This window comes from Ruegeria sp. BF10 (genome assembly GCF_056538725.1).
The window spans coordinates 492,345-505,728 of record NZ_JBQFTR010000001.1 but is presented as its reverse complement, the minus strand read 5'-3'; the positions used below and the strand labels follow the sequence as shown (position 1 = coordinate 505,728).

Sequence of the window (13,384 nt, the reverse complement as noted above, 5' to 3'; positions counted from 1 at the left end):
GGCCGCCAATCTGCGGCCCCCATTCTCCACCCTGTCCGGAGTTCTCCTGATGCCCCAGACCCCACGCCCCGCGCCCGCCGGTGCGCTGTCTCCGTTTGCCCTGTCGCTCCTGCGCCCGCTGCTGCGCCGCATCGCCCTATGGCACCGTGATCTGACCGCCGATCTCCAATCGGCCACCGACCCTGACGACGACGCGCCTGGCATCGGCCCGGTCCGCCCGGACGTGCGGTCCCTGCCACCGCAGCTGCGCATGGATGAGCCTTACGGCGCCACGCCGGCGGTGCACGGGATGCGTGCCCGCGACGTCACCCGTGCGATCGCCGAGGGCCGCGACCCCTGGGCCGAGGCGGACGGCACCGGCGATACCAACGGCCTGTTCGACCCCCCGATCGACGCGATGGTGGCCGCGGCGCGCTTTGCCGCGCTGTTCGACAGCGCCGAGGACGTGGCCGCCGTCACCCGGGACCGGGCGCTGGCAGTAATCCTCGCGCCCGGTCCGGAGGATCGACGGCTGATGTGGGCGCAGATGGATTCGATCCTGGGCTGGTTGGCGGAACTCGACGCTCCGGGCGGTGCCCGCTGGCGCGGCATCGACACGCCGGTCCCCGGCACGGTCGCGGGTGACAGCCGGGACCGTGCGCTCCAGCGGCAGGCAGACTACCGCAGGATCATCGCCTCTTCCGTCCGGCAGGGGCGCAAGACCATCTGCTTCCTCCCCGACACCGGTTCCATGTCCGAGATCGAGCGGGCGCTCTGCCGGCGCGTCTTCACTCTGCCGCCGCCGTCGCGCGAGATCTGCATCGAGATCCTGCGCGCGACGCATTCCGCCACCGGCCGCGTCGCCGAGGACGCTCTGCGCGACCGACTGCCCGAGGACGGCGCGCTGGCCGCTCTGCCGCTGCCGGTCATCGAAGGCGCCTTTTGCGAAGCCACAACGCTGGCCGTTGCCGATGCCCTGGCCGACGCCACCGCGCGGATGCGGCAGCCTGCGGGGATCACCCTGGCCGACGTGGTGCTGAACGCCGAGGTGCAGGCCCCAATCGACCGGCTGGTTGCCGATGTCCGGGCCTGGATGTCCGGACAATTGACCTGGGACGAGGTCAGTTCCTCGGTCCTGCTGTTCGGCCCGCCGGGCAATGGCAAGACGCTCCTGGCCGCGGCCATCGCCGGGTCGATCGGCGGGCCTCTGGTGGCGACGAGCTATTCGGACTGCCAGAAGCACGGCCACCAGGGCGACATGCTGCGCGCCCTGTCCGAGAAGGTCGAGGCGGCGATCCGGGCGGTGCCGTCGGTGTTCTTCCTCGACGAACTCGACTCTTTCACCCATCGCAACGCAGCGCATCGCCGGTCGGATTACATCGTCGGCGTGGTCAATGGCTTGCTGGAACATCTCTCGCGGCTCAATGACACGCCCGGTGTCCTCGTCCTGGGCGCGACCAATTTTCCGGACATGGTGGACCCCGCCGTCATCCGGCCCGGGCGCTTCGACCTGAAGCTCGAGATGGGCAATCCCAACCGCGCCGCCCTTGTCCGGATTTTGCGCCTGGCCCTCGGGGACGATGCGGATGGCCTCAACCTCTCCCCGCTTGCCGATCAGCTGCTGGGCCTCTCGGGCGCGCAGGTCACCGCGCTTGTCCGGGATGCGCGCGGCCTGGCGCGGGCGGACGGCCTCCCCCTGCAGCAGCGCCACCTGGAGGCCGCCGCCCGCCGCATCGCCCCGCCGCCCGACGCGGATTTCCTCTGGCGCGCGGCAATCCACGAGGCCGGCCACATGGTCGTGGGTGCCACCTGCGGGCTGGGCCTGCCCGAGCGCGCCGTGCTCACCGTGGATGGCGGCTCGGTCGAATACCCGCGCCCGCGCATCGAGACCCGCCAGAGCGCGCGGGCTCGCCTGACCACCCTGCTGGCGGGCTACGCCGCCGAACAACTGGTCTTCGGTGAGGCCTCCAGCGGGGCGGGCAACGGCCCGGATTCGGACCTCGCCCGCGCCACCGACCTCGCCCGCCGCATGCTCTTCGAATGGGGTATGGGCGATCACCTGACCCACCTCCCGGCCAGCGGAGCGATCATGCGGCCCGGCGATGCCGTCGATCGCGCCGTGCAGGATGCCCTCAGCGCTTGCCTCGAACAGGCGCAGGGCATCCTTCGGCAGAACCGGGATCGGCTGAATGCCGTCGCAGAGGTGTTGATGGCCGAGAGAGAGCTATCGAAGGAGCGGTGCCGCGAGGTGTTGGAAGGGTTGCATCCGACAATCGCCAAGCCGGTCCGACCCGAACCCGCGATCCACGACCCGGAGCCGCCGGAAAGTTCGGGATGAACTCTTATGTGGATAACCCCGCGCGCACCATTGCCTACCGGCACCCCGCGACATTTTTCGTTGCCACAGACAACAGCAAAGCGAGATTGCGAATGGCTATCGACCCGAAACTCAAACTGCTCACCGTCGAAGAAGTGGCGGAAATCTTCCGGCGCGACCGGACCACGATCGACCGCTGGTGCCGCGAACGGCCGGGCTTCCCCAAGAAGATCAGGATGGACCCTGTCGGGTCGCGGTTCCTCGCGGCCGAGATCGAGGAGTACATCCGGCAGTGCATCGCGAACCGGTGAGCGGCGATTCCGATGACACCGGGTATTGCACGGCAGATCCAGGTCTCGGCGAGGCGGGTCTGCCCGTGCGTTGCCCACCAGGGCATCGCGCGGATTTGTTGCCCCAGTGTTGCCCCAGACCGGGATTCGACCATTCTCAGCAAGAATGCGCAGCGCCCAAAGTGGCGAATTTCTGTTTTATTTCATTGGCTTGAAGTGGTGCCCGGGGGCGGAATCGAACCACCGACACGAGGATTTTCAATCCACTGCTCTACCCCTGAGCTACCCGGGCACGGGAACGACGTTCGTCGTTGGGTGGGGGCCTTCTATGACTTGCTACAAGCGGTGTCCAGAGGCTTTTTCACATTTTTTCAATGTGGTCGCTTTGGCGTGAAGTCCTGCGTGTCATCCTCGGCTTCGAGGTCCTCTTCGCGCTGCGAGGGAACCGAGTAGGACCCGTTCAGCCACTTGGCCAAATCAATGTCCGCACACCGCCTGGAACAAAACGGACGAAACTTTTGTTCGGTCTCCGCACCGCAAATCGGGCAGCTCATTTCAGGATCTCCATCACGGGAATACGACCACGTTTTCGCTGCAACTCAAAATGGCCCAGCGGGGTCCAGCCTGCAAGAATCGTCTCGTCCGGGTCTGATCTGAACGCGGCACGCAAAGCGGATTCAAACCCGCGGCGATCCTTCTTTGGCATTGGAGCCAGGTCCAGCGTAATCTGCCCGGCCAGCCCACGTACGCGCAAAGCACGGGGCAGCATCTTGGCGCAGGCAAAATTGGCCTTGGTGCCCGCCGCCAGCGAGGTGTCCGCTCCGGTGTTCACATCCACGGCGACCAATGCGCGTGTGGGTTCGATATAAAGATGCCCTCCGCCCGGCAAAGGCTCGGACGCTCCACGCACCATGTCCAGTGCATCCAGAACGCCGTGGGTTTCGAACCCGCCCGCCTGGGTCACGACTTCGGCCGGGTCCGTCCAGTCGCGCCAGGCAAGGATATGAGGGCTGTCACCTTCGCTGAGCAGTTCCGGCTCGGACCCGTCGTCACTCATCACCTGATCGGCCTGCGCCAACATGGCCGAGATGTCTTCCGAGATATCCTCGGCATCTGCTCTTGCACAACAGGAGCGGAGGATCAGACCATAGGCGCTGTCACCCATCTGTTCATGGGCGATTTCAAGCAGTTGATCGCGTATGTCCTCGTCCTTGATGCTGCGCGAAATGTTCAGGCCCGGAGCGTCCGGCGTGACAATCGCATAGCGGCTTTTGAAAAGGATGCGATTGCTCACCGGGATGGCTTTGCCGGGCTCGGCAAACCCGCTGACCTGTACCAACAACAGGGCGCCGGGACCCAAGCCCTTGACTTGTCGCAAGAACGCAGGGCCATCTGGCGTGGTCAGGAACATTCCGCCCTGCCCCTTGACCGGGCGGTCAGCGCGGGCGCGGTAGATGGTGCCGGGCGCGGGGGCGTCCGCGGCGATCAAGAAGTCATCCAGCTTGCCGTCGACCATCAGCGCAGCCGCTTCGCGGCCTTGGATATGGTCCAGAACAATGGTGCGACCTTTCATGATGCCTCACGATACAGTGGATAGCCGATGCCTTGCAGCAAGGCTGCGGTCTCGGACAGGGGCAGGCCGACGATGCCGGTAAACGACCCAGAAATCCATGGGATGAAAGCCCCTGCGGGACCCTGAATGGCATAGGCGCCTGCCTTGCCGCGCCAGTCTCCGGTCGCCAGATAGGCGTTGATCTCGACGTCCGACAGGCGTTTGACCTTGACCTGCGAGACAACATCACGTTGCAGCACACGATCTCCGCGCCGGACCGCAACCGAGGTGATCACGCGGTGACGGCGACCGGACAGAGCATGCAGAAATTCCGCCGCCTGCCCCGCATCCTCGGGCTTTCCAAGAATTCGGCGCCCCAAGGCCACGGTGGTATCTGCGCAGAGGGTAACGTCGTCTCTATCCGCCTGAACAGCCTGCACTTTTTGGCGCGTGATGCGGTGACAATACGGAACCGGAAGCTCGCCCTTCAAGGGCGTTTCATCAATGTCAGGAGGGCGGATAGCATCGGGCTGCACGCCAAGCTGGGCCAGCAGGTCCAGCCGTCTTGGGCTGCCCGATCCGAGAATGAACGCCATTGCGGCAGGCGTTACTTGAAGCGGTAGTTGATCCGACCCTTGGTCAGATCATATGGGGTCATCTCGACCTGAACCTTGTCGCCGGCCAGAACACGGATGCGGTTCTTGCGCATCTTGCCTGCCGTATGTGCGATGATCTCATGGCCGTTTTCCAGCTCGACCCGAAACGTCGCATTAGGCAGGAGTTCCTTCACGACACCGGGAAATTCGAGCGTATCTTCCTTGGCCATGTTGTCTCCATCATTACGTTGCACCCGCAGAATCTGCGGGGGTGTGCGCTTAAATGAGCCTATTTCCGCCTTATTTCAAGGGCGGAATCACCTAAAGAGCGGATATTGTGACCGATTCGACTCGGGCGACCTGTTCCTCCCAATGGGTTCGGTTCAGCACATGACCGTCTGCGCGGACCTCGGCGATGGCTGACAGGTCGACATCCGCATAGGTCCAGCCCGGCTGATTCAAAGTGCCTTCGGCCAGCACACCGGTGGCCGGGAACCCCTTGTCGGGCGGGCCGAACATACCGCCGGTCCCGGTGTTCATATCCACCGCCTTGGACCACGCGTTGCTTCCAACCAGCGAGGCCATAACCGTAACACATTGATTTTCCAAAGCTCTTGACATTGCACCAATCCGCACGCGCCAGTAACCCGAAAGCGCTTCGGTACAGGATGGCGCAAGAATCAAGTCTGCTTCACTCAGTGCGCGGCCCAGCAACGGAAACTCGCTGTCGTAACAGATCAACACACCGATCTTGCCCAGCGCGGTGTCGAACAGCTTGAGCGGACCCCCCGGGGCAATGTCCCAATCCTCGCGTTCGAACCGGGTCATGATCTGTTTGTCCTGATGGTCAGAACTGCCATCCGGCGCATAGAAGGCGGCGCGGTTCACCGGACGACCGGGACCATCCACAACCGGCGCGGATGCGCCCAGAATGTAGGTTTTGTACGTCCTGGCGAGGCGGGTGTGCAGGTTTTGTACATCCTCCATCCGGTCGGATACGGCCCGGATCGAACGCTCCAGATCACCGGCAACCTCGGCCCCGTCCAGGGTCGAAAGCTCCATCGCGCCGTATTCGGGAAAGACCAGCAATTCGGCCCCCTGCCCTGCGGCCTGGGACACCCACCCCTCAAGCTTGTCTTCGTACTGCGCCCAGCTATCCAGCCAGTCGAGGTTGTAGGCGGCGGTTGCGACTTTCATGGCAGCGTCCCCGTGCGGTCAAATTCGCATGACCTTAGTCGCGGACGCGGACCGGAGTACAGCCCAATTACCCTGCGGTCGTTGGATCGATGATGGTGGTCACTTCGGTGATCGTGTTGGCCGGGAACCCGCTGAGCTCGGCGTGCTTGTGGATCGCGTCCTCGCTCTCGGCCAGATAGATGCAAAAGGTCTTGTCACCGGCAACATAGGAATGCTCCCACTGCACGCCGGGTATTTGCGCCAGCGCTTCGTTCGACTTCGCAGACGCGCCGCACAGTTCGTCACCGGACATGGAACCTACACCCGGAAGATCGCGTTCGATAACATAGCGTTTCATGGCACTTCCCCCACAGAAAACCCAACACTACCATGATTCGGGAATTTTTTCTGCGTTTGGCGTTCAGAGGTCACGGATCCAGAACTGAAGAGGTTTTTTCGATTCGCCTTCGTCGCCAATATCTTTCCACGAAAACTGCGCGATCGCGCCGGGCAAAGGCGTGTATCCTCGCGCGCGCCAGAAAGAATCCAGCGGGCGGTAATTGTCGGGCCGCATCGGGTGATCTGCGGGGCGTTGTACACCGCAAAAGGCGCATTTTGTGAAGCCCAGCGCGCGGGCGTGGGCTTCGCGGGCGTCGAAGAATTTATGGCCGACACCTTGCCCGCGATAGTCGGGCAGCAGCACCGACTCGGCGCAATAGAAGATGTCGTTCAGATCAAGCCCGGTGCCCTCGAAAGCCGCCGCGAAATCTCCGGCGTGGTCGATCAGAGGGGCGCCGGTTGACGCGCCGATCAGGCGGTCGTTGTCGAATGCGCCCACCACGATGGCCTTGTCGCTGTCGCGGTAGGATTGCAGGTAGTTCCGTTCATATCCCAGGTCGCCATCGTAAAGATACGGCCAGGCATGAAACACCTTGATGCGCAGCTGGGCAACGTCATCCAGGGCGGCTTCCAGCGCCTCTCCGATCAGGGGGCGGACGGCAGTGACCTCAGCCATTCGAGACCTGTTTGGTCCAGTCTGCCAGGTTGTAGAAAGTGGTGACGCGGGTGATCTTGCCATCCTTCAGGTCGAAAAAAGACCCGGCAGGCAGGCGGTAGGTCTGGCCATGCGCATCCGGAAGGCCGTCATCGGTTTCCAAATAGGTTCCGTTGACAATAAACTCAGCCGCCGCGCGGGTGCCGCCTTCGGCTTCGAACACGACAATGTCGGTCAGGGTCTCTTTGTAGCAGCGGTTCATATGCGCGCAGAACGCGGCGAACTTCTCCTTGCCGATGCGGATCTGGCCTTCGTTCACGTGATGGGCCACGTCATCGGACAGGCAAGCCAGCATGGCATCCACGTCACCGGCATTGAAGGCTTCGAAATAGGTTTTGACGGTCTGGTTCATGGTCACTCCGTAGGTTCGCCCCAGCGGTCTTTCAGATGTTTGATGATCTGATCGCGGGTCTGTCGGTAGTGATGTAGCTTTTCTTCGCGGGTCTCGCCCAACCCGGTAGGGTCCATTATTGGCCAATAATCGACATCGAGGTGAAAAACCCGGGTCAGTTCCAGCGCCCGGCGCTGACTGGCGGGCGAAAGCGCCACGACCAGATCGAACGAGCTGAGATCGTCGCCCCATTCCTGCATCTCGTCAAAGGACCGCGAGCGATGACGGGACAGCTCTACACCCACCTCCTGGCAGGCCGTGATGCAGAACCCGTCGATTTCAAGATCGTTGTGCACGCCTGCGGACTGGACATAGGTGCCCGTGCCGTAAAACTTCTTCATCAGCCCCTCGGCCATCGGAGATCGAACCGAGTTGTGGTCGCAACAGAACAGGACCGACTGCGGCAGAGGCTTCACCCGTCAGCCCCCGAAATGCAGCACGCAGATCAGCGTGAACAGGCGTCGGGCCGTATCGGTATCCACTTCTGCTTTTCCCTCCAGCCGTTCCTGTAGAACGCGGCTGCCTTCGTTGTGGATGCCGCGGCGGGCCATGTCGATGGTCTCGATCTGGCTGGGAGGCAGCGATTTGACCGCGTCGAAATAGCTTTCGCAGATCTGGAAGTAATCCTTGACCACCTGTCGGAACGGGCCGAGCGACAGGTGAAATTCGGCGGCTTTTTCATCCTCTTCCGTCGCGACATCAAAGACCAGCCGTTTGTCGCGGATCGAAAGCTGCACGTGGTAAGGCCCATCAGGAATGACGCGGTCATCCCGTTTGGGCAGCGCAAAGCTGTTGTCTTCCAGCAGATCATAGATGGCAACCTTGCGTTCCTGCTCGATCTCGGGGGTCGGAGGCGGCAGGTTTCGGTCATCCAGTTCGATATGCGAAATACGGGTCATCTTTACGGCAACTATCCTTGTGTCAGCACAGACCTATAACAACGGCATTTCATCGGCAACGCAGAGAAGTGCCATACATGCCCGGTCTTTGCGTCATTTTAGCCATTCAGGCGGTTCAGGCGCGCCGTGACCGAAAGGCCGTGCGCCTCGAGGCTTTCCGATTGCGCCAGCTGTTCAGCGGCGGGCCCGATGGCGCGCAGGGCTTCCGGGGTCATCTGGCTGAGCGTGGTGCGTTTGAGGAAATCCATCACGCTGAGCCCGGACGAGAACCGGGCGGACCGGGCGGTTGGAAGCACGTGGTTGGGGCCGCCGACATAATCACCGATGGCTTCGGGGGTGTACTGGCCCAGAAAGATGGCCCCGGCGTGGATGGTCTTTTCGCTCAGCGCCACCGGGTCCGCGACGCAAAGCTCCAGATGCTCCGGGGCGATACGGTTGGAAAGCGCCGCGGCCTCGTCCAGATCGCGCACGGTGATGATGGCGCCATAGTCGCGCCAGCTGGCCCCGGCGATGGCGCGGCGTTGCAGGGTTTCGAGGCGCTTTTCGACAGCCTTGGCAACGCTGTGGCCAAAAGCGGCATCATCCGTGATCAGGATCGACTGTGCGCTTTCATCATGTTCGGCCTGGCTGAGCAGGTCCAGCGCGATCCAGTCGGGGTCGTTGTCCTTGTCGGCGATGACCAGGATTTCCGAGGGGCCCGCAATCATGTCGATGCCGACCTTGCCAAAGACGCGCCGCTTGGCCGCTGCCACAAAAGCATTGCCCGGGCCGGTGATCTTGTCGACCGGTGCGATGGTGTCGGTGCCATAGGCCAGCGCCGCCACGGCCTGCGCGCCGCCGATGCGATACACTTCGTCCACGCCCGACAATTGTGCCGCCAGCAACACCAGCGGGTTCACCTGCCCGTCCGGCGTGGGCACCACGATGGTCAGCCGTTCCACGCCCGCCACCTTGGCCGGGATGGCATTCATCAGAACCGAAGACGGGTAAGACGCCAGCCCGCCGGGCACATACAACCCCGCAGCCGAAACGGCTGACCAGCGCCAGCCCAGTGTGGCCCCGGCCTCATCCGTCCATTGGTGATCCTCGGGCATCTGCTTTTCGTGATAGGCCCGGATCCGGCCGGCGGCCAGCTCCAGCGCGGCGCGGTCTTCGGCCCCGACCTGCGCCACCGCGTCTGCGATCTCCTGCGCGCTGAAGGCCAGCGTTTCGGGTGTCAGCTCCAGCCGGTCGAATTTCGCGGTCAGTTCGATGACCGCCGCGTCGCCCCGTTTGCGCACATCGTCGATGATCTGCGCCACGACCGCGTCCACATCCGGACTGTCCTCGCGCTTGGCGGACAGCAGGGTCTGGAAGGCGGCTTCGAAATCGGGCGATGTGGCGTCGAGGAAAACGGGCATGGTCTGGCACTCCGGGCGTTGCGCCACGGGACATATCGCCCACGGGGCGCGGCCTCAACCCTCAGCCCTGGGGGTGCAGCGATTTGCGCATGGCAAAGCAGGACAGGTCCTGACGGTCACTGCATTGCCCGGTGACCTGCCAGCCGTGGCGCAGATAGAATTCGCGCGCGGTCCGGGTGCCATCAAGACGCGCCTCGGAACAGCCGCACGCGGCCAGTTGCCGCTCCAGCCTGTTGAGCAGTGCGGCCCCCACCCCGCTGCCGACGTGATCCGGGTCAACGTAGAGCAAGGTGATCTTGCCGGTTTCGATCAATCCTCCGACCGCAGCCACCTGACCTTCACGCTCGGCCAGCCAGATCTGGGATCCCGGCTGGAACCAGCCCCGGATGGTCGCCGGGTCTTTGTTCGCGGTCCACTGCTTCAGATGGTCGGGATCGTTGTTGTGATCGGCCACGCAAAGCTGCGTGATCGACCGGATCAGCACCCGGCTTACGTCAAACACATCGAACACCGTGGCCGGGCGCAATGCGATGCCTTCGGGCACCTTCAAAAACGCCTGAGGAATGCCACGCTTGTTCTGCATCTATTCAGGGTGGTGCGGGGCCCGACCGGATGGGGCCTGATACGGGCGCGTGACGTCTTTGAGCGTGGCTTCCAACGCCTCGACCGTCAGGCGGATCGCGCCATCACCCGCCAGTGTCAGCAAGACCTGGCCCGCGCCATCCTCGCCGGGTTCGAATTCGACGGACAGCAGGGACATGACCATGTCCTTCTCGCCGCGATCAATGCCCTGACTGGCCACGGACAGAACGGAATCGAAGACCAGAACCGACTGCACCCGTTCAAACGGGCGGTCACGGCGGGCGGCGGCATCCTTGTCTTCCCAGCGAAAGCGATTCAGCAGCAGGCCAAAGCGGCGCTTCGACGGTTGCCATTTCATCTCGGTCACGGGAAAAACCGCGTCCTGGGCAAGGCTCGAGATCACCTTCAGGTCATCTGCATCCTCGGCCCCCAGATTCAGCGGGGCTTCGCGCCCGTCTTCAAAACTTGCGTCCGTCATTCGCCCTTGATCCGTTCGATTTTTGCGCCCACGCCTTCCAGCTTGCGCACTACATGCTCATATCCGCGGTCCAAATGATAGACCCGGCTTACCGTTGTCTCACCTTCTGCCGCCAATCCGGCAAGGATCAGCGACACCGAAGCCCGCAGATCCGTCGCCATCACCGGGGCGCCTTTCAGGGCTTCGACACCCGTGACGGTGGCGGTGCCGCCGTGCACTTCGATATTCGCGCCCATGCGCACAAGTTCCGGGGCATGCATGAAACGGTTTTCGAAAATTCGCTCTTCCAAGACCGAGGTTCCTTCGGCGGTGCACATCAGCGCCATCATCTGCGCCTGAAGGTCGGTCGGGAACCCCGGGAAAGGTTCGGTCACCACATCCACGGCCTGAACCCGGCCGTTCTTGCGGGCCACTTTCAAGCCGTTTTGGGTTTCGGTGACACTGACCCCCGCCGCGTCGAGCTTGGCCGCAAAGGATTCAACCAGCGCCATGCGCCCGCCCAGCAGTTCGACCTCGCCGCCGCAAATCGCTGGGGCCAGCATATAGGTGCCCAGTTCGATCCGGTCGGTGACAACCTGATGGGTGGCACCGTGCAGCCGGTCGACGCCCTGGATCTCGATGGTCGAGCTGCCCTCGCCCGAAATCTGCGCACCCATCTTGCGCAGGCATTCGACCAGATCGACGATCTCGGGCTCGCGCGCGGCGTTCTTCAGAACCGTGGTGCCCTTGGCCAGCGTCGCCGCCATGACGATGTTTTCGGTGGCCCCGACCGAGGCAAATCGCATCTCATGCACCGCGCCTTTCAGCCCTCCCGGAGCCCTGGCGTGCAGATACCCGTCTTTCAGCTCGATCTCGGCGCCCAGCGCCTCGAGCCCTTCCACGTGCAGGTCCATCGGACGGGCTCCGATCGCGCAGCCACCGGGCAGAGAAACGACCGCTTGTCCAAATCGCGCAAGCAAAGGTCCCAGCACCAGATTCGAGGCACGCATCTTGCGCACGATGTCATAATCCGCCGTTTGGCTGGTCAGGTTATGGCTCGACATCGCGATCACCTGACCATCTTGCAGCGACGACACCTCGGCCCCCAGCGATTGCAGCAGAGCCGTCATGGTCTTGATGTCGCTGAGACGTGGTGCGTTGGTCAGCGTCAGCGGTTCTTCGCTCAGCAAGGTCGCGGGCATCAGCGTCAGACACGCGTTCTTGGCCCCCGCAATCGGTATCTGACCGTTCAGCGGGCCGTTGCCCGTCACCAGAATCGAATCCATCTGCTCTTATCCCTCGTCCTTGTCGGCTTTGTCCCCGGAGGCCGCCCGCGCCTTGGCCTGCGCCTTGCGCCGCGCCATATTGGCCTTCAGCGCCGCTTTCAGCCGCTCTTCGCGCGCATCCCCGGATTTGCCTTGTTTTTTGGGTGAATTTTTATCCGTCATGATCTTTCTCTACAGGAGGCGAAAAAAACCGTCCAGACACCCTTGCGCCGCGTTTCGTTTGAGTCTAATCACCCGCCCACAGCGCTGCTGTAGCTCAGAGGTAGAGCACTCCCTTGGTAAGGGAGAGGTCGAGAGTTCAATTCTCTCCAGCAGCACCATGATCTCCGATAAAGTTGATGTTTCTGAAACGCGTGGTTTTTAAACCCTGCTTTTGTCCTCTTTTCCTCGACGGCCAAACGCCCGGGCTTTGGACGCCGTGTCAGCCCAAAAATGTGTGGCTAGCAAAAACTCAATCTCCACCATCGACAAAGCTCAACCCGATTTCAGTTTTTTCCGTCAGACTTTATCGAGGTTTATAGCCCGGGCATCTTTCCCCACTAAAAGCTGGCAGAAACACAACTCCAGCGTTACTGAAAGAGACCAGTTAATCCGTTTTTGAGGGCTTCGATGCTGAAGATTTTTCTTATTGCCGCATCCATTTTCCATACCGCCAGCCAGGCGGAAGCACGGTCGAAGAAAGTTGCCAAAGCAGGTGTTTGGGACATCTACTGCGACGCGTCCAAGTCAGAGTGTTCGGCGATCCAAGGCATCAAGTACCACGGCAAGAACATCGCGAACATAATTGGTATCCCGATGGACAACAACGAGGTTGTAGCCGGGCTCGTTTTGCATTTGCCTACAACAACGGACTTGAAAAATGGAGTGGTTGTGACACTTGATGGCAGGTTCAGTCGAAAGTACGCATACCAGTTTTGCGCCCCCCAATATTGCCAAGTCAACGTCGGGCTGACGAAAGAATTGTTGAACGCAGAATTCGGAAAGGTGGAGTATTACTTTGCGGCTTCTCCAGCCGTCAAACGCAGTTTCACGTTCTCACTTTATGGGTTTTCTGCGGCCATCGAAGAGGTTCGGAAACGCGGCTACCCCTCCAATTGACAACAAGTTGCTGAAACCGGCCAGCGACCTGGAAAGGTACCTGCGTACAGGTCGATTCAAACCGTGACGCTGTTATCCGGGCGTTGGCCTCGACTTGGTTGTGGACTGCCAAGCAGTGGATAAGATGCCGGCAAGCTCCGCACAGGACGTCATTCCTGCTTACAATCCATTGCTTTACTTCAGGTGGGTGGTAGCGGAGGAGGGACTTGAACCCCCGACACGCGGATTATGATTCCGCTGCTCTAACCAACTGAGCTACTCCGCCGTGAGTGAGAGGCGATGTAAGCGAGGGGCCCGGGAGGGTCAA

At 62.1% G+C, this 13,384-nt stretch carries 18 protein-coding genes and 3 tRNA genes; 4 read left to right on the top strand and 17 right to left on the bottom strand.

The features are described 5' to 3' along the window. The first annotated feature begins 49 nt into the window (after nucleotides 1–49). Together ACR0DJ_RS02640 and ACR0DJ_RS02635 are read left to right on the top strand one after the other, a co-directional pair. Nucleotides 50–2,317, top strand: a complete 2,268-nt coding sequence (locus tag ACR0DJ_RS02640) for an AAA family ATPase (RefSeq protein ID WP_480683781.1) — start codon at nucleotides 50–52, stop codon at nucleotides 2,315–2,317. Continuing rightward, nucleotides 2,314–2,607, top strand: a complete 294-nt coding sequence (locus ACR0DJ_RS02635; RefSeq protein ID WP_425078743.1) for a helix-turn-helix transcriptional regulator — start codon at nucleotides 2,314–2,316, stop codon at nucleotides 2,605–2,607. The genes ACR0DJ_RS02640 and ACR0DJ_RS02635 overlap by 4 nt, the downstream gene beginning before the upstream one ends. A 196-nt stretch (nucleotides 2,608–2,803) precedes the next feature. Here the strand turns inward: ACR0DJ_RS02635 and ACR0DJ_RS02630 are convergent. The 16 genes from ACR0DJ_RS02630 to ACR0DJ_RS02555 all read right to left on the bottom strand — a co-directional run bounded on the left by ACR0DJ_RS02630 (nucleotide 2,804) and on the right by ACR0DJ_RS02555 (nucleotide 12,141). Next, a tRNA-Phe gene (locus ACR0DJ_RS02630) sits at nucleotides 2,804–2,878 on the bottom strand. A 79-nt stretch (nucleotides 2,879–2,957) separates the two neighbouring features. Beyond that, on the bottom strand, nucleotides 2,958–3,140 hold the full coding sequence (locus tag ACR0DJ_RS02625) for a DNA gyrase inhibitor YacG (RefSeq protein WP_170346183.1): 183 nt from the start codon (nucleotides 3,138–3,140) through the stop codon (nucleotides 2,958–2,960). Continuing rightward, the gene (locus ACR0DJ_RS02620; protein WP_480683780.1) at nucleotides 3,137–4,159 is read right to left on the bottom strand and encodes a ribonuclease E/G; all 1,023 of its coding nucleotides are present in this window, start codon (nucleotides 4,157–4,159) and stop codon (nucleotides 3,137–3,139) included. The genes ACR0DJ_RS02625 and ACR0DJ_RS02620 overlap by 4 nt, the downstream gene beginning before the upstream one ends. Continuing rightward, complete coding sequence (locus tag ACR0DJ_RS02615) at nucleotides 4,156–4,734, bottom strand: Maf family protein (protein WP_480683779.1); 579 nt, start codon at nucleotides 4,732–4,734, stop codon at nucleotides 4,156–4,158. The genes ACR0DJ_RS02620 and ACR0DJ_RS02615 overlap by 4 nt, the downstream gene beginning before the upstream one ends. 11 nt (nucleotides 4,735–4,745) lie before the next feature. After that, the gene (gene infA / locus ACR0DJ_RS02610; RefSeq protein WP_005978431.1) at nucleotides 4,746–4,964 is read right to left on the bottom strand and encodes a translation initiation factor IF-1; all 219 of its coding nucleotides are present in this window, start codon (nucleotides 4,962–4,964) and stop codon (nucleotides 4,746–4,748) included. Nucleotides 4,965–5,055: 91 nt separating this feature from the next. Then, nucleotides 5,056–5,931, bottom strand: coding sequence for a carbon-nitrogen hydrolase family protein (locus ACR0DJ_RS02605; RefSeq protein ID WP_480683778.1), 876 nt, complete (start codon nucleotides 5,929–5,931; stop codon nucleotides 5,056–5,058). Nucleotides 5,932–5,998: 67 nt separating this feature from the next. After that, nucleotides 5,999–6,268, bottom strand: a complete 270-nt coding sequence (locus ACR0DJ_RS02600; protein WP_152458857.1) for a DUF4242 domain-containing protein — start codon at nucleotides 6,266–6,268, stop codon at nucleotides 5,999–6,001. Between the two features lie 63 nt (nucleotides 6,269–6,331). Beyond that, nucleotides 6,332–6,925, bottom strand: coding sequence for a GNAT family N-acetyltransferase (locus ACR0DJ_RS02595; protein WP_480683777.1), 594 nt, complete (start codon nucleotides 6,923–6,925; stop codon nucleotides 6,332–6,334). Further along, nucleotides 6,918–7,316 (bottom strand): ketosteroid isomerase-related protein, encoded by a 399-nt coding sequence (locus ACR0DJ_RS02590; RefSeq protein WP_480683776.1) that lies wholly within the window; start codon nucleotides 7,314–7,316, stop codon nucleotides 6,918–6,920. Before ACR0DJ_RS02590 ends, ACR0DJ_RS02595 begins: the two co-directional genes overlap by 8 nt. 2 nt (nucleotides 7,317–7,318) lie before the next feature. Continuing rightward, nucleotides 7,319–7,771: an arsenate-mycothiol transferase ArsC gene (locus tag ACR0DJ_RS02585; protein WP_480683775.1), complete on the bottom strand. Its 453-nt coding sequence runs from the start codon at nucleotides 7,769–7,771 to the stop codon at nucleotides 7,319–7,321. 3 nt (nucleotides 7,772–7,774) lie between these two features. Beyond that, nucleotides 7,775–8,254: a UPF0262 family protein gene (locus tag ACR0DJ_RS02580; RefSeq protein ID WP_170346175.1), complete on the bottom strand. Its 480-nt coding sequence runs from the start codon at nucleotides 8,252–8,254 to the stop codon at nucleotides 7,775–7,777. Nucleotides 8,255–8,352: 98 nt separating this feature from the next. After that, nucleotides 8,353–9,654, bottom strand: coding sequence for a histidinol dehydrogenase (gene hisD / locus ACR0DJ_RS02575; RefSeq protein ID WP_480683773.1), 1,302 nt, complete (start codon nucleotides 9,652–9,654; stop codon nucleotides 8,353–8,355). 61 nt (nucleotides 9,655–9,715) lie between these two features. Then, complete coding sequence (locus ACR0DJ_RS02570) at nucleotides 9,716–10,237, bottom strand: GNAT family N-acetyltransferase (RefSeq protein WP_480683772.1); 522 nt, start codon at nucleotides 10,235–10,237, stop codon at nucleotides 9,716–9,718. Beyond that, nucleotides 10,238–10,714, bottom strand: a complete 477-nt coding sequence (locus tag ACR0DJ_RS02565) for a DUF2948 family protein (protein WP_480683771.1) — start codon at nucleotides 10,712–10,714, stop codon at nucleotides 10,238–10,240. Continuing rightward, the gene (gene murA, locus ACR0DJ_RS02560; protein WP_480683770.1) at nucleotides 10,711–11,979 is read right to left on the bottom strand and encodes a UDP-N-acetylglucosamine 1-carboxyvinyltransferase; all 1,269 of its coding nucleotides are present in this window, start codon (nucleotides 11,977–11,979) and stop codon (nucleotides 10,711–10,713) included. The genes ACR0DJ_RS02565 and murA overlap by 4 nt, the downstream gene beginning before the upstream one ends. A 6-nt stretch (nucleotides 11,980–11,985) precedes the next feature. Continuing rightward, nucleotides 11,986–12,141 carry a hypothetical protein gene (locus ACR0DJ_RS02555; RefSeq protein WP_170346170.1) on the bottom strand — a complete coding sequence of 52 codons (156 nt, stop codon included), beginning with the start codon at nucleotides 12,139–12,141 and terminating at the stop codon, nucleotides 11,986–11,988. Nucleotides 12,142–12,224: 83 nt separating this feature from the next. Here ACR0DJ_RS02555 and ACR0DJ_RS02550 point away from each other — a divergent pair. Both ACR0DJ_RS02550 and ACR0DJ_RS02545 read left to right on the top strand, forming a co-directional pair. Then, nucleotides 12,225–12,299 (top strand) — tRNA-Thr (locus ACR0DJ_RS02550). Nucleotides 12,300–12,588: 289 nt separating this feature from the next. Further along, the gene (locus tag ACR0DJ_RS02545; protein WP_480683769.1) at nucleotides 12,589–13,077 is read left to right on the top strand and encodes an invasion associated locus B family protein; all 489 of its coding nucleotides are present in this window, start codon (nucleotides 12,589–12,591) and stop codon (nucleotides 13,075–13,077) included. A 188-nt stretch (nucleotides 13,078–13,265) separates the two neighbouring features. Here the strand turns inward: ACR0DJ_RS02545 and ACR0DJ_RS02540 are convergent. Next, nucleotides 13,266–13,342: transfer RNA gene (locus ACR0DJ_RS02540), tRNA-Met, on the bottom strand. Nucleotides 13,343–13,384: the final 42 nt, after the last annotated feature.